This is a genomic window from Pseudonocardia sp. ICBG162 (genome assembly GCF_020496225.1).
Lineage (GTDB): Bacteria > Actinomycetota > Actinomycetes > Mycobacteriales > Pseudonocardiaceae > Pseudonocardia > Pseudonocardia alni.
Genome location: NZ_JAHLJD010000019.1, coordinates 367,410 through 387,826, shown reverse-complemented (window position 1 = coordinate 387,826; position 20,417 = coordinate 367,410). Strand labels below are relative to the sequence as shown.

Below are 20,417 nucleotides of genomic sequence, written 5' to 3'. Positions count from 1 at the left end.
CGGGTGCCCCCGGAACGCGGACGGCGCCGGCCGGGGGGATCGCTCCCCGCCGACCGGCGCCGTCGTGCGCCTGGATCAGGCAGCCTGCTTGGTCTCCCAGAAGATCTTGTCGATCTGGGCGATGTAGTCGAGCAGCTCCTGGCCGGTGGCCGGGTCGTTCGAGCCCTTGGTGCCCGACGCGCCGGCGGCCTTGGTGGCCTTGTTGAACAGCTCGTGCAGCTCCGGGTACTTCTCGAAGTGCGGCGGCTTGAAGTAGTCGGTCCAGAGCACCCACAGGTGGTGCTTGACCAGGTCGGAGCGCTGCTCCTTGATCTCGATGGCGCGGGCCCGGAAGTCCACGTCCTCGTTGCCCTGGTACTTCTCCTGGATCGCCTTGACCGACTCGGCCTCGATCCGGGCCTGGGCCGGGTCGTACACGCCGCAGGGGAGGTCGCAGTGCGCGGTGGCCTCCAGTCGCGGACGGAGAATGCGGGACAGCCGCATGAGTGTCCTCCCTGGTGGGGTGATCGTTCTGGCACCGGCGACCCTACCCTCGCGGCGGTGGTCGGGCAGGACGACCACGTCACGAGAGATCCACTCTGGAGGGAGTCCGGGATGCGCCTGCGGAGGGTCACGGTGCGGGGGCCGTCGATGTCCCCGGCCCTGTCCGACGGCGACGTCGTGCTGGTCCGGTTCGGTGCACCCGTCCGGTCCGGCGACGTCGTCCTCGTGACCTGGGAGTCCCGCCCCGGACAGCTGTCGGTGAAGCGGGCCGTGCACCCCGACGGCGACGGCTGGCACGTCCGCGGCGACAACCCGTTCGGCTCCACGGACTCGGCGACCCTGGGCCCCGCCCACGTCCACGCCGTCGCCCGCCACCGCCTCTGGCCTCGCCCCGGCCGGGTCCCCGCCCTCCGCCGCTGAGTCCCGCACGGGATCCGGCGTCCCACACGGGTCCCGATCCCGTGCGGGACGCCCGAACCCGTGCGGGAGCCGCCGGCTGACGTAGCGTCGGGAGCCATGGTGGTGGGTGGCGTCGTGCAGGTCGGGGACGGGCTGGCTGTCGGGCCGGATCTCGTCGGCGCCGCGGAGGTCGCGACGGGGCAGGCGCTGGCCGCGCTCGGCGTCGTCCCCGACCTCGTGGTGTTCTTCGTGTGCCCCGGTGCGGGGGCTGCCGCGCCGGTCGAGGAGGTCGAGGCCGCGGGGCTGCGGGTGATGGAGCTCGCCGCGCCCGGCGCGACGATCGGGACCACCGCGCACGGCGTGATGGCCGACGGCCGCGGCGTCGAGGGCGAGCCCGCCGTCGCCGTCTGGGCGGCGTCGCTGCCCGGCACCCGGGTCCGGACGATCTTCCCGGTCGCCGAGCGCCGCCCCGGCGCCGGACCGGACGGCCGCGACGCGATCGGCGTGCGCGGCCTGGTCCCGCCCGCCGAGGACGACCGGGTCGCCGTCCTGCTCGCCGACCCGTTCGCGTTCCCGGTCAGCGGGGTGCTGGACCGGCTCGCGTCGACGAACCCGGGCTTCCCGGTGATCGGCGGCCTGGCCAGCGGGCCCGGCGGTCCCGGGGCCAACCGGCTGTTCGCCGGCGGCACCGTGCACCACGGCGGCGCGGTCGGGGTGCTGCTCGGCGGCACGTCCGACGCGCGGGTCGTCGTGAGCCAGGGATGCCGCCCGATCGGGCCGCCGATGGTCGTCACCCGCGCGGAGGAGAACCGGATCGCCGAGCTCGCCGGGCGGCCCGCGGCGGAGCGGCTGCGCGAGATCGTCACCGCGCTGCCGCCCGAGGAGCAGCAGCAGGCGCTGACTGGGCTGCATCTGGGCGTCGCCGTCGACGAGTACGCCGAGTCCCACGACCGCGGGGACTTCCTGGTCCGCGCGGTGCTGGCCGTCGACGTCGGCGACGGCGCCGTCATCGCGGGCGACGTCGTCGAGGTCGGCACCACCGTGCGCTTCCAGGTCCGCGACGCCGCGGGTGCCGCCCAGGACCTGCACGAGCTGCTCGCCCCGGTGCGCCGCGCCGCGCCGGCCGCGGGCGCGCTGCTGTTCTCCTGCAACGGCCGCGGCGCCGGCATGTTCGGCGACGCCGATCACGACGTGCACGCCGTGCGCGTCGGCCTCGACCCGCACGCGAGCGGGTCCGGCGACGCGGCCGGTCCCCGGGTGGCCGGCTTCTTCGCCGCCGGGGAGATCGGACCGGTCGGGCCGGGCAACCACCTGCACGCGTTCACCGCGTCCGTGCTGGTGGTCTGAGACCTCAGCGCAGGGTGCGGAAGAACCCCCGCACCTCGTCGACGAAGGACTCGGGCTGCTCCAGCGACGGGAAGTGCCCGCCGACGTCGGGACGCGAGAACCAGCGCAGGTCGGTGTAGCGGCGCTCCAGCCAGGACCGGGGGAGCTTCACCATCTCGTGCGGGAACTGGGCGACGCCGGTCGGGACCTCGACGTCGTCGAGGCGGCGGCGGGCGAAGCTCTCCCAGTAGATCCGCGCCGACGACGCGCCGGCCGAGCCCAGCCAGTACTGCATGACGTTGTCCAGCAGCCGGTCCCGGCTGATCACGTTCTCCGGGTGGCCCGCGCAGTCGGTCCAGTCCCAGAACTTTTCCACGATCCACGTGCACTGCGCGGCGGGGGAGTCGGCGAGCCCGTAGCCGATGGTCTGCGGACGGGTGGACTGCTCGGCGGAGTAGCCGGAGCCGTAGCGGGAGAACTCCTTGGAGAAGCGGATGTCGGCCTTCTCCTGCGCGGTGAGCTCGGCGGCGTCGTCGGGCTTGGGGGCCAGCGCCATCGTCAGATGGATGCCGTAGAGCATCTCCGGGGCCGCGGTCCCCAGCGCGGAGGTGATCATCGAGCCCCAGTCGCCGCCCTGCGCGGCGAAACGCTCGTAGCCGAGCCGGTCCATCAGCTGCGCCCAGGCGACGGCGATCCGCTCGACCCCCCACCCGGTCGTCGTGGGCTTGCCGGAGAACCCGAACCCGGGCAGCGTCGGCACGACGACGTGGAAGGCGTCGGCCGGGTCCTCGGGGTCGGTCAGCGCCGGCAGCACGCCGAGGAACTCGACCAGCGAGCCCGGCCAGCCGTGGGTGAGCAGCAGCGGCATCGCGTCCGGGTGCTTCGAGCGGGCGTGCAGCACGTGGATCTCGACCGAGTCGTCGCCGCCGCCGTCGAGGCCGGTGCGGTACTGCGGCCACGCGTTGATCTCGGCCTCGACGCGGCGCCAGTCGTAGCGGGTGCGCCAGTACTCGCACAGCTCGCGGGCGTAGTCCAGCGGGACGCCCTGGGACCAGCCGTCGACGGTCCCCGGGTCCGGCCAGCGGGTGCGGGCGAGCCGCTCACGCAGGTCGTCCAGCTCGGCGTCGGGGATCTCGATCCGGAACTCGCGCACGTCGTCACGGTGGCACGGAACGCCACGACGGGCGTACCGGCCACGGCATCGGAACGATCACGATGCGGCGAGCGCCCGGCTGATCCCGCGGGCCGCCGCGCGCACCGCGGGCACCAGGGTGTGCGGGTTCGTCGCGGCCGGCACGACGATCGACAGCCCGGCGACGACCGGCCCGTCGCCGCTGCGCACCGGGGCGGCCACCGACATCGACACCTCCTCGATCTGCCGGTCGGACACCACGAACCCGCCGGTGCGGGCCTGGGCGAGCAGCGCCCGGACGCCGTCGGCGCGGCACACCGTCCACGGTGTGAACCGGCGGATCGGCCGGGCCAGCACGGCCTCCACCGCGGCCGGGTCGGCGTGCGCGAGCAGCACGAGCCCGACCCCGGTCGCCGTCGACGGCAGCCGTGACCCGGTCCGGGTGACGATCGAGACGGCGTCGTGGCTGGACAGGCGCTCGACGTAGACGACCTCGCCGGCGTCGTCCGGGTCGAGCACGGCGAGCTGCACGTTGTGCCGGGTGACCTCGTGCAGGTCCTCCAGGAACGGCATCGCCGCCTCCCGCAGGCCGTGGCTGGCCGGGGCCAGGTGCGCGATCTCCCAGAGCCGCAGCCCGATCCGGTAGCGGCCGTCGTCGCCGCGGTCCAGCGCCCCGCCCGCGGCGAGCTCACCCGCGATCCGATGCACCGTCGTCAGCGGGAGCCCGGTGCGCCGGGCGATGTCGGTCAGCCCGAGCACCGGGGCCTGCGCGCTGAACGCGCCCAGCACGTCCAGCACCCGCGCGGTGACCCCCGAGCGGACCGGACGCGTCGTCATGACCGGGCATTCTTCCGTAGAGCGGAAGCTCGGTCGAATGGCCGCGCCCGGGAACGGGAAGGTGGGTCCCATGACGCAGCGACGCGAGTCCCGGACCCAGGTCGGCATCGTCGGGGCGGGCCCCGCCGGGCTCGTGCTGGCGAAGCTGCTGGCGCTGGCCGGTGTCGACTCGGTCGTGCTGGAGGCCCGCGACCGCGGCTACGTCGAGGCCCGGGTCCGCGCCGGGGTGCTGGAGGCACCCACGGTCGAGCTGCTGCGCGGGATGGGCGTCGCCGGACGGCTGGACCGCGAGGGCATGCCGCACACCGGCATCTCGCTGCGCTTCGCCGAGGCCCCCGGCGCCCCCGCCGCCGACCACCGGATCGACTTCGCCGACCTCGTCGGCACCGGGATCACCGTCTACGGCCAGCAGGAGGTCGTGAAGGACCTGCTCGCCGACCGCGTCGACGACGCGGGCCTGCCCGTCGAGTTCGGCGTCTCCGGCGTCGTCCTGCACGACGTCGACACCGACACCCCGTCGGTCACCTACGCCGACGCCGACGGCGCCGAGCACGTCCTGCGCTGCGACGTGATCGCCGGCTGCGACGGCTTCCACGGCGTCTCCCGCCCGCTGGTGGCCCCGGACGTCGCCGAGCGGGTCTACCCGTTCTCCTGGCTCGGGGTGCTCGCAAAAGCCGCGCCCACCACCGACGAGCTCGTCTACGCCCACCACGACGACGGCTTCGCGCTCTACTCGATGCGCAGCCCCGAGGTGACCCGGCTCTACGTCCAGGTCCCGAACGACACCAGGTCGGCCGACTGGTCCGACGCCCGCATCTGGGACGCCCTGCACACCCGCCTGGCCTGCAACGGCTTCATCCTGCACGAGGGCGAGTTCCTGGAGAAGCCCTCGGTCACCCCGATGCGGAGCATGGTCGCCTCCCCGATGCGCCGCGGACGGCTGTTCCTCGCCGGCGACGCCGCGCACATCGTCCCGCCCACCGGGGCGAAGGGCATGAACCTCGCCATCGCCGACGTCCGGGTGCTCGCCGACGCCGTCGTCCGCGCGCTGCGCGACGGCGACACCGGCGGCCTGGACACCTACTCCGACACCTGCCTGCGCCGGGTCTGGCGGGCCGAGCACTTCTCCTGGTTCATGACCTCGATGCTGCACCGCTTCGACCCCGCCACCGAGGGCGGCGACGCGTTCGGCGTCGGCCTGCAGCGCTCCCAGCTGCGCTACACCGTGACCTCCCGCGCCGCTGCGACGAGCCTCGCCGAGAACTACGTCGGCCTCCCGCACGGCGCCGTCTAGACCCCACCCACCACGAGGAAGGACCGCCGATGCAGGGCTACGCCCCCGTCCCGGCCGGGACCCACGCACCGCTGCTCTCACCGGACTACCGCAGCACCGCGCTGCGGGCGCCGTCCGAGCAGCCGGTGATCCTGCCCCAGCGGCTCACCGAGATCACCGGCCCGCTGCTGACCGGCCCGGTCCGCCCCGGCGACGACGACCTCACCGTCGGCGCCGGCGGCGAGGCCCTCGGCCAGCGGATCGTCGTCGCCGGGCGGGTGCTCGAATCCGACGGCCGCCCCGTCCCGGACACCCTCGTCGAGGTCTGGCAGGCCAACGCCGCGGGCCGCTACGCCCACCGCTGGGACAACTGGCCCGCCCCGCTCGACCCGAACTTCACCGGCGGCGGCCGGGTCCTCACCGACGCGCAGGGCAACTACTCGTTCACCACGATCAAGCCCGGCGCCTACCCGTGGGGCAACCACCACAACGCCTGGCGCCCCGCCCACATCCACTTCTCGCTGTTCGGGCGGGCCTTCACCCAGCGGCTGGTCACCCAGATGTACTTCCCGGACGACCCGCTGTTCGGCCAGGACCCGATCTACAACGCGACGCCGGAGGAGGCTCGCGGGCGGCTGGTGTCCACCTTCGACCTCGACGCGACCCGCCCCGAGTGGGCGCTGGCCTTCCGCTTCGACATCGTGCTGCGCGGCCGCGGCGCCACCCCGTTCGAGGAGCCCCACGCATGAGCCTGCCGCTGACCCCCACCCAGACCGTCGGCCCGTACCTGTCGCTGGGCCTGCCCTGGCCGGACGGCCCGGACGTCGTGCCCGACGGCACCCCGGGCGCCGTCCTGATCGGCGGGACCGTGGTCGACGGCACCGGCGCGCTCGTGCCCGACGCGCTGGTCGAGACCTGGCAGGCGGACCCGGACGGCCGCTTCGACCACCCCGACGACCCGCGCGGCGCCGCGAAGTCCACGGTGGAGGGCTTCCGCGGCTTCGGCCGCTGCCCCACCGACGACGAGGGCCGGTGGTGGATCCGCACCGTGCTGCCGGGTGCGCTGCCCGACGGTTCCGGTGCGGGCTCCGCCGAGGCTCCGCACGTGAACGTCTCGGTGTTCGCCCGCGGCCTGCTCGACCGCGTCGTCACCCGCATCTACTTCCCCGAGCACGCCGACGCCCACGCCACCGACCCGCTGCTCGCGGCGGTCCCGGAGGCGCGCCGGCACACGCTCGTCGCCGTCGCGGAGGGCCCGGGCCGGTACCGGTTCGACATCCGCCTGCGCGGCGAGGGGGAGACGGTGTTCCTCGCACTGTGACGGTGCCCGGCCGCGCGCGCACCCGCCCGGGGCATCACACCGTGGAGGTGTGACGCGTCCGGTTGATTCCCGGTGATCCGTCGGGGGTACTCCTGCGAAGATCTACCCAGCAGGGGCGGGAGGAACGGTGGACGCAGCACAGTCGGCGGCACACGTGCCGTTCGGGGACCCGGCGACCTCCGCGGCCCGGGTCCCCGGGCCGGTGACCGGTGCCGTCGTCGCGCTGTCGCGGCGGTACCCGCTGGCCGTGCAGCTCGCCCGCTACGCCGCCGTCGGCGGTGGGGCGACGGCGCTGAACGCCGCGCTGTTCCTGCTGTTCCGCCCGGTGCTCCCGGCCGTCCCGGCGAACCTGGTCGCGCTGGTGCTCACCACCGCGATCAGCACCGAGGCCAGCCGCCGTTTCGCCTTCGACGGCGCCCCCGCGCACCGGCTGCGCGAGTGGGTGCAGGACGCGGGCACCGTCGCGTTCTACGCGACCTACACCTCGGCGGTGCTGCTCGCGCTGCACCAGCTGGGCGGGGCCACCACGCCGGGGGAGGAGGCCGCGGTCGTCGCGGTCGCCAGCCTCGCCGGCGGGCTGCTGCGGTTCGCGGTGCTGCGGTTCTGGGTGTTCGATGTGGCGCGGCCGGCTGCCGGTGCGCGATCCGACCAGGGAGGACGGCACCCGTGCCCGGAACAGTCGACTTCGACGCCTTCGACCTGACCGTCGGCCCGCCCGAGGAGCGGGTCGTCGTCCACGGGGTGCGCGGTGGCGAGGGCCCGCCGGTGCTGCTGCTGCACGGCTTCCCGCAGACCCACGCCATGTGGGGGCCGCTCGCGGCGGACCTGGCGCGCGACCACACCGTCGTCGCCACCGACCTGCGCGGCTACGGCGAGTCCGGCCGCCCCGCCGACGGCGAGAACCACGCCGGCTACTCGTTCCGGGCGATGGCCGCCGACCAGGTCGACGTCATGGCGCGGCTCGGGTTCGACAGCTTCGCCGTGGTCGGCCACGACCGCGGCGCCCGCGTCACCCACCGGATGCTGCTCGACCACCCCGAGCGCGTCGCGCGGGCGGCGCTGCTCGACATCCTCCCCACCGCCTACGTCTACGCCCACACCGACCGGGCGCTGGCGACGGCGTACTACCACTGGTTCCTGTTCATCCAGCCCGCCGACCTGCCCGAACGGCTCATCGCCGGGGACCCGATCGGCTACCTGCACTCGCTGCTCGGCGGCTGGGGCTCGGGGCTCGACGCGCACCCGCCCGAGGCGCTGGCCACCTACGAGCGCGCGTTCGCCGACCCGGCGGCCCGGCACGCGATGCTGGAGGACTACCGCGCCGGCGCCTCGATCGACCTCGAGCACGACGCCGCCTCCGCCGCCGCGCACGAGCGGATCGCCGCTCCCACGCTGGTGCTGTGGGGCGAGCGCGGCGTGGTCGGCGCGAACGACGAGAGCCCGCTCGACGTCTGGCGCCGCGCCGCCGCCGACCCCGCGCTGGTCACCGGCGAGGCGGTCACCGGGGCCGGGCACTTCCTGGTCGACGAGCAGCCCGCCGCGACCACCGCCGCGGTCCGCGCGTTCCTCGGCGGCTGAGCCGCGGCCGGGTCCCGGCCGCGGACTGCGCTCAGCCGCGGACGGCGTGCACGATCCCCCAGGTCAGCTTCCCGGCCCGGCCACCGTCCACCCAGTGCTGCAGGCCCGCCTTCATCGCGGTCAGGTAGGGCCCCGAGATCGACGACGACAGCTCCTCCTCGTGCGCCACCAGCTCCTCGCGTACCCGGCGGTAGTGGGTCGGCAGGTGCTCGGCGTGGTCGAGGAACCGGACCCCGGTGAAGCCCCGCCGTTCCAGACCGCCGGTGTAGAAGCCGGGCGTGGCCATCGTGGACAGTGCGATGCGGTCGAGGATCGGCTGGATCGAGGACTGGTCGAGCCCGTCGACGGCCATCGGGTCGGTGAACACCACCTGCCCGCCGGGGCGGAGCACCCGGGAGATCTCGTCCAGCACGGTGTCGCGGGAGCCGGAGTGCAGGAACGCGTCCTGCGACCACACCAGGTCGACCGAGGAGTCCTCGACCGGCACGTCCTCGTAGCTGCCGGTGGTCACCTCGACCCGACCGTCCAGGCCCTGCTCCCGGGTCATCCGCTCGTTGCGGGCGTTCTCCACCGGGGAGAGGTTGAGGCAGTGCACCGTGGCCCCGTGCGCGACCGCCAGCCGGCGGGCCGCGCCGCCGTAGCCCGCCCCGAGGTCGAGCACCCGGGTGCCTGGGCCGACCCCGGCGACCTCGGCCATCCGGGTCACCGTGCGGGCGCTGGCGACCGAGATCAGCTCGTCCGGTGCCCGGTAGACGCCGACGTGGATGTCCTCGCCGCCCCAGACCCGGGAGTAGAAGGTGTCGGCGTCGTCGGAGTCGTAGTAGGACCGGGCGGTGTGCTCGGCGGTGTCCTGGGTCGTCCGTGTCACTCGGCGTCCTCCTGGTCGAGGTAGGCCTTCTCGGCGATGTGCACGAAGAAGTCGGGCTCGTCGTCGGCGTAGGTCGACTGGAAGTCGCCGAAGGTCTCGACCCGCTGGAACCCGACCTCGTGCATGAGACGGCGGGTGTAGTCCTTGCGCAGCGGGAACATATTCAGGTGGTACTGGGACCCGTCGGGGAACCGGTAGCGGAACCGGGCGAGGCCGTCGTCGACGTACTCCGGCTCGGCGACGACGTCGTCGCCGCAGTAGTAGTACCGGTGCGTCGAGGTGAAGCCGTTGTCGAGGATCGCGTCGTAGTTGCGCTGGTCGAGGACCAGCACGCCGTCGTGGGAGAGCATCGCGTAGAACTCGGCGAGCGCCCGGCGCCGGTCGCGCTCGGAGAACAGGTGGGTGAAGGAGTTCCCGAGGCAGATGATCGCGTCGTACTCGCCGTGCACGTCGCGGTTGAGCCACCGCCAGTCCGCCTGGACCACGCGCAGGACGTGCCCGCCGAAGCGCATGCCGTTGTCGAAGGCCTTCGCCAGCATCTCGGCGCTGCCGTCGGCCGACACCACGGTGTCGAAGCCCTCCTCGAGCAGCCGCACCGAGTGGAAGCCGGTGCCCGTCGCGACGTCGAGGACGCTCCGCACACCGCGCCGCTGCAGCTGCTCGACGAAGAACCGGCCCTCGCTCGCGTAGCGGGCGCGCCAGTCGATGAGCTCGTCCCACTTGTCCACGAAGGACTGGACGTACTCCTGCTTGTAGTGGGTGGACTCGCGGACCTCGGTCGGCGAGTCGCCGAACTCCTGCACGGTGCCGTCGAGCCCGGGTGGTCCGCTGCGCTGGTCGGCCGTCATGTACCGCGCCTCCTCGTCGAAGGTGTCGGGTGCGGGGCGGGCCGACCGTAGGGCGGGGGCGGGCGTCCCGTCCGGTCCCCGGCCGCGGGCCTGGATCGGGCCCGAGAGTTGTGCTATACGCAACTCGGCCGGTCATCGGGGACGTTTTCGGACATCGCACGGCCGACGCGCTCGGCGGCGCGTGGCGCGCGCGCCGACCAGTGGTGTTACCCGGACGTCACACGGCGTGGGTCCGCTGTGGACGACCGGTCACCGTCGGCCGCCTCCGGGCGTGTCGCGAGGCCCCGTCGCTTACCTCGGGTGATCTGTGTTCCCGGTCACAGCACGGATCGGATTTCACCCGTCCGTCGCAACGGCGCCACCCCACAGCGCGGTGAGTGCGCGTCGCCGCTCCCCGCGGCCGAGCCCCCGCAGGTCGGCCACGCCCCGGTCGGTGACGACCACGTCGACGTCGTGCGACGGCGTCGTCACCGGTCCGCCGAGCCGCTCCACCAGGGTCGGGCGGCCCCGGTGCGCGCAGGCCAGCGCGATCACCGACAGCCCCGGCCCGCGGGCCGCTGCGGCGGCGAAGTCGGGGTGCCCGCCGATCATCCCGGCCGCCGAGCCGGCGACGCCCTCCACGTTGACCTGACCGTCCCGGTCGATCTCCAGGGCGGTGTTCAGTGCGACCAGCGGGCCCGGATCGGAGCCGAGCCGGGACACGTCGTGGGTGTACTCGACCGGGCGGACCGTGCCGTGCCCGGCGCGGCCCAGCCGGTCCGCCCAGTCGTAGAGCCGGGAGCTGCCGTAGAGCGCCGTCGACGACGGCGTCCCGCGCAGCAGCCCGCGCTCGTCCAGGTCGACGACCGCGTCGGCGAGCAGCCCGGAGTCCACCGCGACCGGCACGTCCAGGGCCTCGACGAGTGCCGCGGCCAGCCGCCCGGGGCCGAACTGGATCCGCGCCCCGGCCGGGACGAGGCCCGCGACCTCGGCGGCCACCGCCCGGTCGGCGTCGCCCGGTGCGGGGGTGGCGACGGTGTGCGGGGCCCCGTCCGGCCCGTCGACCTCACCGAGCACCTCCACCCCGGCCAGCGGGGGACCGGCGTCGGCGTGCGGCGCGGAGCGGGACACGACCGCCGCGACCGGGACCCCGGCGTCGTACAGGCCGCGCATCCAGGACGCCTCCGCGCCGAACCGCAGCTCACCGCGGTCGTCGCGGACGACGGTCGCCAGCAGCAGGTCCGGGCGCAGCGGACCGGCCAGCAGCGCGGGCGTCGCCGAGAGCCGGGCCGGGACCCGGTGCGCGTGCCCGGACTCGATCAGCGCCCGCGCCCCCGGCCCCCCCGACGACGGTCCGGATGTCGGCGAACGCCGCCGGGTCGAGGTCCGGGGCCGGGCCGGGCACCCAGCCCAGCACGAGCCGCACACCCCCGGCCCGGGCCGCGACCGCCGAGAGCGGGCGGGCGAGCGCGTAGGGGAGCCCGCAGCCGTCGGCCAGCGCCACCCGGGAACCCGGTGTGACCAGCTCGGACAGGCCGCGTGCGAGGTCACCGTCGACACCCATGCGCCCATCCGACCACAGGGCTAGCGTTGGCGGGCATGGGGACCGACCAGGACAGCGGTGAGTTCGTACGGGAGGCGCTCGGGGTGGCCGAGCGGATCACGGCCGACGGGTCGTCGCCGTGGCCGGTCGAGGCGGGCCGCTACCGCCTCGTCGGTGCGCGCGCCTGCCCGTGGGCGAACCGGGTGATCATCACCCGGCGGCTGCTCGGGCTGGAGGACGCGATCTCGATGGGCGTCGCGGGCCCGCTGCACGACGAGCGCAGCTGGCGCTTCCACCTCGACCCGGGCGACGTCGACCCCGTGCTCGGCATCGAGTACCTGCGCGAGGCCTACGAGAAGGCCGTCCCCGGCTACGACGAGGGCGTCACCGTCCCCGCGATGGTCGAGGTCTCCTCGGGCAAGGTCGTCACCAACGAGTACGCGCTGCTGGAGCGCGACCTGTCCACCCAGTGGCGGGAGCTCCACCGCGAGGGCGCCCCGGACCTGTGGACCGACCCGGACGCGATCGAGGAGATCGGGAAGGGGATCTTCCACGACGTCAACAACGGCGTCTACAAGTGCGGGTTCGCCTCGTCCCAGGCTGCCTACGACCGCGCCTACGACGCCCTGTGGTCCCGGATGGACGAGCTGTCCGAGCACCTGTCGACGCGCCGCTACCTGGTCGGTGACTCGATCACCCAGGCCGACATCCGGCTGTGGGTGACCCTGGTCCGCTTCGACGCCGCCTACCACGGCCACTTCAAGGCCAACCGGCACAAGCTCACCGAGCTCCCCGTGCTGTGGGCCTACGCCCGGGACCTGTTCCAGACCCCCGGCTTCGGCGACACCATCGACTTCGAGCAGGTCAAGCAGCACTACTACGGCGTGCACGCGTCGGTGAACCCGACCGGGATCGTCCCGAAGGGGCCCGACACCGCCGGCTGGACGACCGCGCACGGCCGCGAGGAGCTGGGCGGGCGCCCGTTCGGCGACGGCACCCCGCCCGGCCCGCCGCCGGAGTCCGAGCGGGTCCCCGCGATCGGCTGAGCCCCGCATCCGGCGGAGCGGGTCGGGCCGGGGCAGCCGGTGACCGCGGCGCGGCGGGGGCGCCGGGCCGCGGCGGGCCTGTCACGATGGTCGCGATGCGAGTGCCTGGACGACCCCACCCCGTGATCCGGCAGCGACGCCGTCGCAGCACCGGACTGCTCACCGCCGCCGTCGTGGGCGCGCTGACGGCGGGGCTCGTCGCCGTCGCCGGGCCGCAGCTCACCGCGAACAGCACCGACGCCGCCCCGCCGGGCGCAGCGCCGCAGGCGGCACCGGCGGCGCAGCCTGCTCCGGACCCGGACACCTGCGCCCCGATGGTGGCGGCGTTGTCCCCGCGTGACCGGCTCGCCCAGCGCCTGATGGTCGGGGTGGACGCCGCCGACCCGGCCGGCGCCACCGCGATCGTGCGGGACTCGCAGGTCGGCGGGGTGTTCCTCGGCGGCAACGCGACCGCGCTGCTGCAGGACGACCGGCTCGCGGCGCTGCAGAAGGCGTCCCGCACGCCGCTCGCCGTCGCCGTCGACGAGGAGGGCGGCCGGGTCCAGCGCATCGACGAGCTCGACGGCGACGTCCCCAGCGCCCGGCAGATGGCCGCGTCCGACAGCCCCGAGCAGGTCACCGAGATCGCCCGCAAGCGCGCCGGGCAGCTGAAGGCCCGCGGCGTGACCTGGAACCTCGCGCCGTCGGTCGACGTCTCCGACCAGCCGCGCACCGCCGTCATCGGGGACCGCTCGTTCTCCGACGACCCGGCCACCGTCACCCGCTACGCCGCGGCCTGGGCCGAGGGTCAGCAGGCCGGCGGGGTGTTCGGCGTCCTCAAGCACTTCCCCGGCCACGGGCACAGCTCCGGTGACTCGCACAAGGGCTCGGTGAGCACGCCGCCGCTGGACCGGCTGCGTGCCGGTGACCTCCGGCCCTACGCCGACCTCGTCGGACCGGGGAAGCCGCTCGACGGGCGGGTCGGGGTCATGCTCGGCCACCTCGACGTCCCGGGCCTGACCACCGACGTGCCCACCAGCATCGCCCCGGCCGCCTACCGGCTGCTGCGCGAGGACTACCGGTTCGACGGCCTCGCCATGACCGACGACCTCGGTGCGATGAAGGCGATCACCGACCGCTTCGGGCTCGCCGAGGCCACCACCCGGGCCCTGACCGCCGGCGCGGACATGGCGCTGTTCTCCAACGTCACCCCGGTCGCCCCGCTGCTCGACGCCGCGGAGAAGGCGCTGGCCGACGGGCGGATCACGGCGCAGGCCAACGACACCGCCGTCGCGCGGGTGCTGGCGGCCAAGGGGCTCTGCAGCCGCGGCTGAGCGCCCCCGCGGAACGCACGAGGGCCCCGCACGACACTGTGCGAGGCCCTCGGCCGGGGAGAACGACGGTCAGGACGCCATGTCCAGCCCGCCGTTCACGCTGATCACCGAGCCGGTCACGTAGCCGGCGCGGTCGTCGACGAGGAACTGCACGGCGCGGGCGATCTCGTCGGCCTGGCCGAGGCGGCCGACCGGGATCTTCGAGACGATCTTCTCGAGCGCCTTCTCCGGCACCGCGGCGACCATCTCGGTCTCGATGAAGCCCGGCGCGACGCAGTTGACGGTGACGCCCTTGCGGGCGACCTCCTGGGCCAGCGACTTCGAGAAGCCGATCAGGCCGGCCTTCGACGAGGCGTAGTTGGCCTGGCCCATCGCGCCGGTCTGGCCGATCACCGAGGAGATGTTCACGATCCGGCCGAACTCGTTGCCGGTCATGTGCTCCAGCACGGCCTTGGTCATGTAGAACGCGCCGGACAGGTTGATCCGCAGCACGGCGTGCCAGTCGTCGACGGTCAGCTTGCGGACGGTCTTGTCCACGGTGATGCCGGCGTTGTTGATCAGGTAGTCGACGCGGCCCCGCTGCTCCAGGACCTCGGACACGACCCGCTGGCAGTCCTCGGGCGAGCCGACGTTGCCCTGGTGCACCGAGATCGACGCGCCCTCGGCCTCCAGCTTGCCCTTCAGCTCGTCGGCGGCCTTGGAGTTCGACGAGTACCCCGCGGCGACGTGCACCCCGGTGCGGGCCAGCGCGGTGGTGATCGCGGCGCCGATCCCGCGCGCACCCCCGGTCACGATGGCGACGCGCTGCTCCGGGTGGGTATCGGTGATAGCGGTCATGCGTTTCCTCCAAGGGTGTCGAGAGTGCGCTTCATGCCCCGCTGGACCGCGTCGGCCAGGTACGGCCGGAGCTGGTCGGGGGAGACGATCCGGTGCACCGAGCCGACGGACTGCGCCCGCTCGATGGAGTGCTTGGTGTCGAACTCGTCCGCGACCTGGCCGAGCTTCTCGGAGCGGACGTCCGGGCGGAGGGTGGCGAGGTCGCCGCGCAGCCGTGCCGCCGTCGCCTCGTCCCCGTCGGTGACGGCCTGCTTGATCCGTGTCTCCAGGTCGGTGACCCGCTCGTCCTTGGCGGTGCGGTCGTTGACCTCGCCGGCGAACACGACGGCCGCGGCGGGCGCCCCGCCCAGCACGGAGGCGTAGGAGCCGGTGATCGCGGCGACCTCCATGTTGTCGTTCAGCGTTCCGGAGAACACCACGAACGCGCCGCCGTGGTAGCGGGAGACCACGCAGAACACGATCGGGCCGTCGAAGTTGACGATGGCCCGGCCGATCTCGGCGCCGTTCTCCAGCTGCAGGCCGCGCAGCGACTCCGGCGAGCCGTCGAACCCGGACAGGTTCGCCAGCACGACCAGCGGCCGGTTGCCCGACGCCGCGTTGATGGCCCGCGCGCACTTGCGCGACGAGCGCGGGAACAGCGTCCCGGCGGTGAACTGCGACGGCCCGTCGACCGGGCGCGGCCCGCGCCGCGGCAGCGGCCGCGACTCGATGCCGATCATCGCGATCGGCTGGCCGCCGAGGTGGGCGTCGAGCGCGACGACCGAGTCGGCGTCGTGCATGTCGGCCCACCGCTCCGACGTCGGGTGGTCGGCGTCGGCGACGCCGCGCAGCACCGAGCGGATGTCGAACGGCTTCTTCCGCTCCCGGTTGGTCTCCGGCGCCCAGATCTCGCCGAGCGTGGTGAAGTCGCAGTTCGGCCCGGAGTGCGGCGCCGTGGTGACGTCGCGGGAGACCGGGTCGGTGGTCGGCGCGGGCCGCGGGAACCGCTCGCCCGGCTGGGTCCAGGTGTGGGCGTAGTGCGCCAGCAGCACGCCCACGGCGCCGCCCAGGTCCGGCGCCCAGTACTGCGCCTGCCCGTTCGGGCCCATGATCCGGTCGTAGCCGCCGATGCCGAAGTTGTCCTCGGCCGAGACGCCGCCGGAGAAGTCCAGCGAGTGCTTGCCGGTCAGCACCATGGCCGAGTCCGGCGTCATCACCAGGATGCCCTTGGTGTGCATGAGCATCGTGGCCTCGGCGTTCCAGTAGGGCTGGGCGCCGACGTTGATGCCGGTGACGACGACGTTGAGCTCCCCGCCGTCCTGGGTGAACTCGATGATCCCGCGCAGCACCCGGGAGATCCAGTCCATGTTCTCGGTGCCGGAGTCCATCGCGATCTTCGCGCCCGCCGAGACGGCGAACCACTCGATCGGCACGTCCAGCTCGCGGGCCAGGTGGATCGCGGCCATCACGCGGCGGCACTCCGGCTCGGCGATCGCGCCGAGCGCCCGGGTCGGGTCGCCGAGCAGCACGACCCGCTTCATCCCGTCCGGGTAGCGCCGCGTCGGCACCGAGACGACGCCGAGCACCAGGTTGGCGCTGTTGCCGCCGGGCGCGCGATCGACCGGCACCGGCAGCGCCGGGTCCGCCGGGTCGACGAGGTCGTACTCCTGCCAGGTGCCCGGGCCGGCGTCGACCGGGGCGGTGAGCAGCGGGACGATCTCGTACGGGTAGACGGCGCCGCGGCGACGGGCCTTGAGCACCTTCTGGTCGTAGGCGTCGAGCTCGCGCATCGGCTCGGTCGGGGGCTGGTCGAGCTTGACCGTGAGCCCCGCGCCGGGCGGGCGCGACATGCGCAGCAGCATCGAGCGCGGACCGCCCTGGCCGCCGGTGACCTGCGGGTCGGCGGTGCGGAACTCGACGAGGACCTGCTCCAGCCCGAGGCTGGCCGTGCGCGGCGCGAGCCGGCGGACCACCGAGTCCAGCTCGGCGAGCGGGACGTCGACCTCCGGCCACACGTAGAGCGCGATCCGGTTCCACGACATCCGGGCCAGGGTGCGGTCCCCGGCGCGGGCGGCACGCAGCGAGTTGATGCAGGCGTCGAGCGCGCGCTCGAACTGCGGCAGCGAGCGGACCTTCCCGGTCTCCTCGTCGCGCAGCACGGTCAGCTCGCGGACGTCGGCCATCGCGACCAGCCGGTCGTCGGCGGTGACCTCGCGGCCGGTGGCCCGGAACAGGTGCACGTCGGTGGCGGCGGGCAGGCGGTGCAGCTCGAAGTTGCGGAAGCGCCACAGCCGCAGCCGGTCCGCGACCAGCGGGTGCATGCCCCGCAGCGTGCGGTCCTCGACCAGCTCGCCGGTCTCGTCGGGCCGGAAGGTGAACCAGGTCGGCGGCTCGGCCTCGTCGCTCGCCGTGCCCGCGGCGCGCGGGTTCGGTCGGACGGCGACGGCGACCCGGTGCAGGTGCGCGGGCACCTTGCCCAGGGCGGCGCGGACGCGCTCGGCGCGGGCGTCGGGGTCGCCGCCGTCGTCGGCCTTGGTCGAGGTGACGTAGAGGTCGACGAGCGCGGTGCGGTCCCCGTCGAGCTCGCCGACGCGGCGGCGCAGCTCGTCGGACACGGCCTGCGCGGCGGACGGGTCGTTGTTGTCGATCACCGAGGCGAAGACCGTGCGGTCCCGGCCCAGGTGCTGGTAGCGGGCGGTCAGCAGCGGCTTGCCCGCGTGCTCGACGAGCTCCAGGTCGCGCAGCACCCGCACCCGGTAGTAGCGCCGGGTCATGACCTCGAGCAGGACGGCGTCGTGCCGCTCCCCGAACACGCCCAGGATCGGCTCCGAGGACCCGACGAGGGTGTCGATCCGGCGTGCCCGGTCCGCGGTGTCCGGGTCCGAGGCGAGCACGTCCAGGCTCTCCCGGACCTCGGTCAGCGCCCGGTCCCGCTCGGCGGCGACGACCGGGGCGTCGAACGCCCGGTAGCGGGCCAGCCGCGCGGTGTCCCCGACGACGGGGTGCCGCAGCTGGGTGGCGACGACGACCTCGTCGAGGGTGCGCAGGTAGTCCTCGCGCGCCGCGGGGGAGAGGTTCGCGACCGACTCCGGGTGACGCAGCCGCCAGTTCAGCAGGTCCAGCACGACCGGCACCTGCTGCGGCGCGCGGCGGTGGGCCAGGAACATCCGGTACAGCGCCGGGCCGAGGTCGTCGGCGCGGCCGGTCCCGCCGTCGATCTCGGTGACGCCGTAGTGGGCCAGCGCCCGGCGCAGCTTGGTCTGGAACGACTCGGGCAGGCCCTCGTCGTCGGCGTCGCGGGAGCGCAGGTAGGCGTAGAGGTACTCCTGCGGGTTGCGCTCGGTCTCGCCGGTCTCGTCGTCGGTCTCGGACCGGTTGCGCGAGAGCTGGCAGAGGTCGGCGAAGATCTGCAGGACGGCGGTCTCCCCGGCCAGCACGGCCGGGTCGTCGGCGGCCAGCTGCTCGCGGGCGCCGGCGAGACGGCGCAGCTGCGGGCGGGCCTGGCGCTCGTCGACGTCGAAGCCCAGCACCTGGAAGCGCAGCGCGGACAGGGCGTCGGCCGCGGTCGCGGCGGCGTCGGTGTCGGCGCCGGCCGCGGCGAACGCGGACAGGTCGGCGCGCTCCCCGCTGGGGACCGCGGAGTCCGCGTCGGCCGACGGCTCCAGCCGCACGAGCTTCGTGCCGCCGTCGACCTGGGTGTTGGCCGGGACGAGGATCTCGGCGACGGTGCCGTCGAACGGCGCCCGCAGCGAGGTCTCCAGCTTCATCGACTCGACGATGGCGAGGGTGTCGCCCTCGGAGACGGTCTGGCCCGCGGTGACGGGCAGCGCGACGACCATCGCCGGGGCGGGGGCGCGGACGATGCCGGCCTCGCCGCCGGAGATGCGGTGCACGGCGCCGTCGACCTCGACGAGGTAGTCCGCCTCCTGTGCGACCGACAGCACGGTCCAGGACAGGTCGCCGACGGTGAGCCGGCGCTCGTAGGCGCCGTTGCGCTCGACGTCGACGTCGACCGACACGCCGTCCAGCTCGACGGTGTAGCGGCCGGCGCGGGTGCGGGCGACCTTCAGCTTGTAGGACTGCCCGGCGACGGTGACGTCGGTCTGGTGCCAGGTCTCGTAGCCCACCTCGGGCCGGCCGGCCTCGGCGGAGCGGAACAGCCGCTCCTGCTGGCGGGCGACGTGGCCGTCGTGGCTCTGCACGGCGGTGGCGAGCAGCGCGACGTCGAGGCGGCGCGGCGGCGCGTAGCCGTCGGCCATCATCGTGTCGAGCCAGGTGGTCTGCAGCTCGCCCGACCGGAACTCGTCGCGGTCGAGCAGGTCCAGCAGGAACGCCTTGTTCGTGGAGCCGCCGTCGATCACCGCGGAGGTCTGGCGCAGCGCACGGGACAGCCGCGCGCGGGCCTCGTCGCGGTCGCGGCCCCAGGCGATCACCTTGGCGATCATGGAGTCGAACTGCGGCGGGATGACGTCACCCGCGGCGACGCCGGTGTCGACCCGGATGCCCGGACCGGACGGCAGCGCCAGGTGCTCGATGCGCCCCGGGGCGGGCGCGAACTCGCGCTCCGGGTCCTCGGCGGTCAGCCGGGCCTCGATCGCCCAGCCCTGGGCCGCCGGGACCTCGCGGGCGACCTCGGCGAGCGTGCCGCCCGCGGCGACGTGCAGCTGCAGCTTCACGATGTCGACGCCGGTGCACGCCTCGGTGACCGGGTGCTCGACCTGCAGCCGGGTGTTGACCTCGAGGAAGGAGAGGAGCTTCTCCTCGGGCTGGTAGAGGAACTCGACGGTGCCGGCGTTGACGTAGCCCGCGGCGCGGGCCAGCTCGGCGGCCGAGCTGCGCAGCAGCGCCTCCTGCTCGGGGTCGAGTGCGGTGGACGCCGACTCCTCGATGACCTTCTGGTTGCGCCGCTGTACCGAGCAGTCGCGCACCCCGAGGGTCCAGACGTCACCGGTGGCGTCGGCGACGACCTGCACCTCGACGTGCCGTCCGCCCGACACCGCGCGCTCCAGGAACACGGTCGCGTCCCCGGCGGTCCTCGACGCCTCCGACGCGGCCCGCTCGAAGGCCTCGTCGAGCTGCTCGGGGCCCGGCACGTAGCGGATGCCGCGGCCCCCGCCGCCCGCGGTCGCCTTCACCATCAGCGGGTAGCCGACGGTCTCGGCGGCCTTGCGCGCCGTCTCGACGTCGGCCACCGGACCGCCGGACCACGGCGCCATCGGCACGCCGACCGACTCGGCCAGCTGCTTGGAGGCGATCTTGTCCCCGAGCCGGCGCATCACCTCGGCCGACGGGCCGACGAAGGTGATCCCCAGCCGCTCGCACAGCTCGGCGAAGTCGGCCTTCTCCGAGACGAAGCCCCAGCCCGGCCAGACCGCGTCGGCGCGGGTGGCGCGCAGCGCGCGCTCCAGCTCGGCGTGGTCGAGGTAGGGGCTGGCGCCCATGTGGTCCGGGTCGTCCGGCCCGATCAGGACGGCCTCGTCGGCCTCACGGACGTACATCGCCCGCCGGTCGACGGCGGTGTGCAGCGCGATCGTGCGCAGGCGGCGGTCGGGCCCGTTCTGGGCGTTCCACTCACGGACGGCGTTGATCAACCGCATGGCGGGTTCGCCGCGGTTGACGATGGCGATGCGCGAGAACATGGCTGGGCTTCACTGC

At 74.3% G+C, this 20,417-nt stretch carries 18 protein-coding genes; 9 read left to right on the top strand and 9 right to left on the bottom strand.

The window, feature by feature from the left end; genetic code table 11:
* Window positions 1–75: 75 nt before the first annotated feature.
* Window positions 76–483, bottom strand: coding sequence for a superoxide dismutase, Ni (gene sodN / locus KPL60_RS20285; RefSeq protein WP_062400785.1), 408 nt, complete (start codon window positions 481–483; stop codon window positions 76–78).
* Here sodN and KPL60_RS20280 point away from each other — a divergent pair.
* Both KPL60_RS20280 and KPL60_RS20275 read left to right on the top strand, forming a co-directional pair.
* A complete protein-coding gene (locus tag KPL60_RS20280; protein ID WP_226366833.1) occupies window positions 436–903 on the top strand; it encodes a S24/S26 family peptidase in 468 nt (155 codons plus the stop codon). The genes sodN and KPL60_RS20280 overlap by 48 nt on opposite strands.
* Window positions 904–999: 96 nt before the next feature.
* Window positions 1,000–2,229 carry an FIST N-terminal domain-containing protein gene (locus KPL60_RS20275; RefSeq protein WP_226355535.1) on the top strand — a complete coding sequence of 410 codons (1,230 nt, stop codon included), beginning with the start codon at window positions 1,000–1,002 and terminating at the stop codon, window positions 2,227–2,229.
* Window positions 2,230–2,233: 4 nt separating this feature from the next.
* Here KPL60_RS20275 and KPL60_RS20270 read toward each other — a convergent pair whose 3' ends face one another.
* Together KPL60_RS20270 and KPL60_RS20265 are read right to left on the bottom strand one after the other, a co-directional pair.
* The gene (locus tag KPL60_RS20270) at window positions 2,234–3,361 is read right to left on the bottom strand and encodes an epoxide hydrolase family protein (protein ID WP_226355536.1); all 1,128 of its coding nucleotides are present in this window, start codon (window positions 3,359–3,361) and stop codon (window positions 2,234–2,236) included.
* A 57-nt stretch (window positions 3,362–3,418) separates the two neighbouring features.
* A complete protein-coding gene (locus KPL60_RS20265) occupies window positions 3,419–4,177 on the bottom strand; it encodes an IclR family transcriptional regulator (RefSeq protein ID WP_226366832.1) in 759 nt (252 codons plus the stop codon).
* A 70-nt stretch (window positions 4,178–4,247) separates the two neighbouring features.
* On the opposite strand from KPL60_RS20265, the gene KPL60_RS20260 reads away from it, so the two are divergent.
* The 5 genes from KPL60_RS20260 to KPL60_RS20240 all read left to right on the top strand — a co-directional run bounded on the left by KPL60_RS20260 (window position 4,248) and on the right by KPL60_RS20240 (window position 8,349).
* On the top strand, window positions 4,248–5,471 hold the full coding sequence (locus KPL60_RS20260) for a 4-hydroxybenzoate 3-monooxygenase (protein ID WP_226366831.1): 1,224 nt from the start codon (window positions 4,248–4,250) through the stop codon (window positions 5,469–5,471).
* A gap of 29 nt (window positions 5,472–5,500) precedes the next feature.
* Window positions 5,501–6,199, top strand: coding sequence for a protocatechuate 3,4-dioxygenase subunit beta (gene pcaH / locus KPL60_RS20255; protein WP_226366830.1), 699 nt, complete (start codon window positions 5,501–5,503; stop codon window positions 6,197–6,199).
* Window positions 6,196–6,771, top strand: a complete 576-nt coding sequence (gene pcaG / locus KPL60_RS20250; RefSeq protein WP_226355540.1) for a protocatechuate 3,4-dioxygenase subunit alpha — start codon at window positions 6,196–6,198, stop codon at window positions 6,769–6,771. The genes pcaH and pcaG overlap by 4 nt, the downstream gene beginning before the upstream one ends.
* A gap of 127 nt (window positions 6,772–6,898) precedes the next feature.
* The gene (locus tag KPL60_RS20245; RefSeq protein ID WP_226366829.1) at window positions 6,899–7,474 is read left to right on the top strand and encodes a GtrA family protein; all 576 of its coding nucleotides are present in this window, start codon (window positions 6,899–6,901) and stop codon (window positions 7,472–7,474) included.
* Window positions 7,438–8,349, top strand: a complete 912-nt coding sequence (locus KPL60_RS20240) for an alpha/beta fold hydrolase (RefSeq protein ID WP_226355542.1) — start codon at window positions 7,438–7,440, stop codon at window positions 8,347–8,349. The genes KPL60_RS20245 and KPL60_RS20240 overlap by 37 nt, the downstream gene beginning before the upstream one ends.
* Before the next feature lie 31 nt (window positions 8,350–8,380).
* On the opposite strand, the gene KPL60_RS34780 is transcribed toward KPL60_RS20240, so the two are convergent.
* From KPL60_RS34780 to KPL60_RS20225, 4 genes are all read right to left on the bottom strand, one after another.
* A complete protein-coding gene (locus KPL60_RS34780) occupies window positions 8,381–9,217 on the bottom strand; it encodes a methyltransferase domain-containing protein (RefSeq protein ID WP_308016791.1) in 837 nt (278 codons plus the stop codon).
* Window positions 9,214–10,065: a class I SAM-dependent methyltransferase gene (locus KPL60_RS34775; RefSeq protein ID WP_308016790.1), complete on the bottom strand. Its 852-nt coding sequence runs from the start codon at window positions 10,063–10,065 to the stop codon at window positions 9,214–9,216. The genes KPL60_RS34780 and KPL60_RS34775 overlap by 4 nt, the downstream gene beginning before the upstream one ends.
* Before the next feature lie 336 nt (window positions 10,066–10,401).
* Window positions 10,402–11,217, bottom strand: coding sequence for an acetyl-CoA hydrolase/transferase C-terminal domain-containing protein (locus KPL60_RS20230; RefSeq protein ID WP_226366828.1), 816 nt, complete (start codon window positions 11,215–11,217; stop codon window positions 10,402–10,404).
* Between the two features lie 28 nt (window positions 11,218–11,245).
* Window positions 11,246–11,608, bottom strand: a complete 363-nt coding sequence (locus tag KPL60_RS20225; protein WP_226366827.1) for a hypothetical protein — start codon at window positions 11,606–11,608, stop codon at window positions 11,246–11,248.
* 35 nt (window positions 11,609–11,643) lie between these two features.
* Between KPL60_RS20225 and KPL60_RS20220 the strand changes: the two genes are divergently transcribed.
* Both KPL60_RS20220 and KPL60_RS20215 read left to right on the top strand, forming a co-directional pair.
* On the top strand, window positions 11,644–12,633 hold the full coding sequence (locus tag KPL60_RS20220) for a glutathione S-transferase family protein (protein ID WP_226355544.1): 990 nt from the start codon (window positions 11,644–11,646) through the stop codon (window positions 12,631–12,633).
* Between the two features lie 125 nt (window positions 12,634–12,758).
* Window positions 12,759–13,946, top strand: a complete 1,188-nt coding sequence (locus KPL60_RS20215) for a glycoside hydrolase family 3 N-terminal domain-containing protein (protein WP_374228727.1) — start codon at window positions 12,759–12,761, stop codon at window positions 13,944–13,946.
* Between the two features lie 69 nt (window positions 13,947–14,015).
* Here the strand turns inward: KPL60_RS20215 and KPL60_RS20210 are convergent, their stop codons facing one another.
* Together KPL60_RS20210 and KPL60_RS20205 are read right to left on the bottom strand one after the other, a co-directional pair.
* Window positions 14,016–14,783, bottom strand: coding sequence for a beta-ketoacyl-ACP reductase (locus KPL60_RS20210; protein WP_226355546.1), 768 nt, complete (start codon window positions 14,781–14,783; stop codon window positions 14,016–14,018).
* On the bottom strand, window positions 14,780–20,401 hold the full coding sequence (locus KPL60_RS20205) for a biotin carboxylase N-terminal domain-containing protein (RefSeq protein WP_226366825.1): 5,622 nt from the start codon (window positions 20,399–20,401) through the stop codon (window positions 14,780–14,782). Before KPL60_RS20205 ends, KPL60_RS20210 begins: the two co-directional genes overlap by 4 nt.
* Window positions 20,402–20,417: the final 16 nt, after the last annotated feature.

Coding starts and splice junctions, on each gene's coding strand:
- KPL60_RS34775 (WP_308016790.1), bottom strand. CDS start 10,065: ATGACGGCCGACCAGCGCAGCGGACCACCCGGGCTCGACGGCACCGTG.
- KPL60_RS20205 (WP_226366825.1), bottom strand. CDS start 20,401: ATGTTCTCGCGCATCGCCATCGTCAACCGCGGCGAACCCGCCATGCGG.
- KPL60_RS20275 (WP_226355535.1), top strand. CDS start 1,000: ATGGTGGTGGGTGGCGTCGTGCAGGTCGGGGACGGGCTGGCTGTCGGG.
- KPL60_RS20260 (WP_226366831.1), top strand. CDS start 4,248: ATGACGCAGCGACGCGAGTCCCGGACCCAGGTCGGCATCGTCGGGGCG.
- sodN (WP_062400785.1), bottom strand. CDS start 483: ATGCGGCTGTCCCGCATTCTCCGTCCGCGACTGGAGGCCACCGCGCAC.
- pcaH (WP_226366830.1), top strand. CDS start 5,501: ATGCAGGGCTACGCCCCCGTCCCGGCCGGGACCCACGCACCGCTGCTC.
- KPL60_RS20225 (WP_226366827.1), bottom strand. CDS start 11,608: ATGGGTGTCGACGGTGACCTCGCACGCGGCCTGTCCGAGCTGGTCACA.
- pcaG (WP_226355540.1), top strand. CDS start 6,196: ATGAGCCTGCCGCTGACCCCCACCCAGACCGTCGGCCCGTACCTGTCG.
- KPL60_RS20220 (WP_226355544.1), top strand. CDS start 11,644: ATGGGGACCGACCAGGACAGCGGTGAGTTCGTACGGGAGGCGCTCGGG.
- KPL60_RS20230 (WP_226366828.1), bottom strand. CDS start 11,217: ATGCGCGGCCTGTACGACGCCGGGGTCCCGGTCGCGGCGGTCGTGTCC.
- KPL60_RS20265 (WP_226366832.1), bottom strand. CDS start 4,177: ATGACGACGCGTCCGGTCCGCTCGGGGGTCACCGCGCGGGTGCTGGAC.
- KPL60_RS20210 (WP_226355546.1), bottom strand. CDS start 14,783: ATGACCGCTATCACCGATACCCACCCGGAGCAGCGCGTCGCCATCGTG.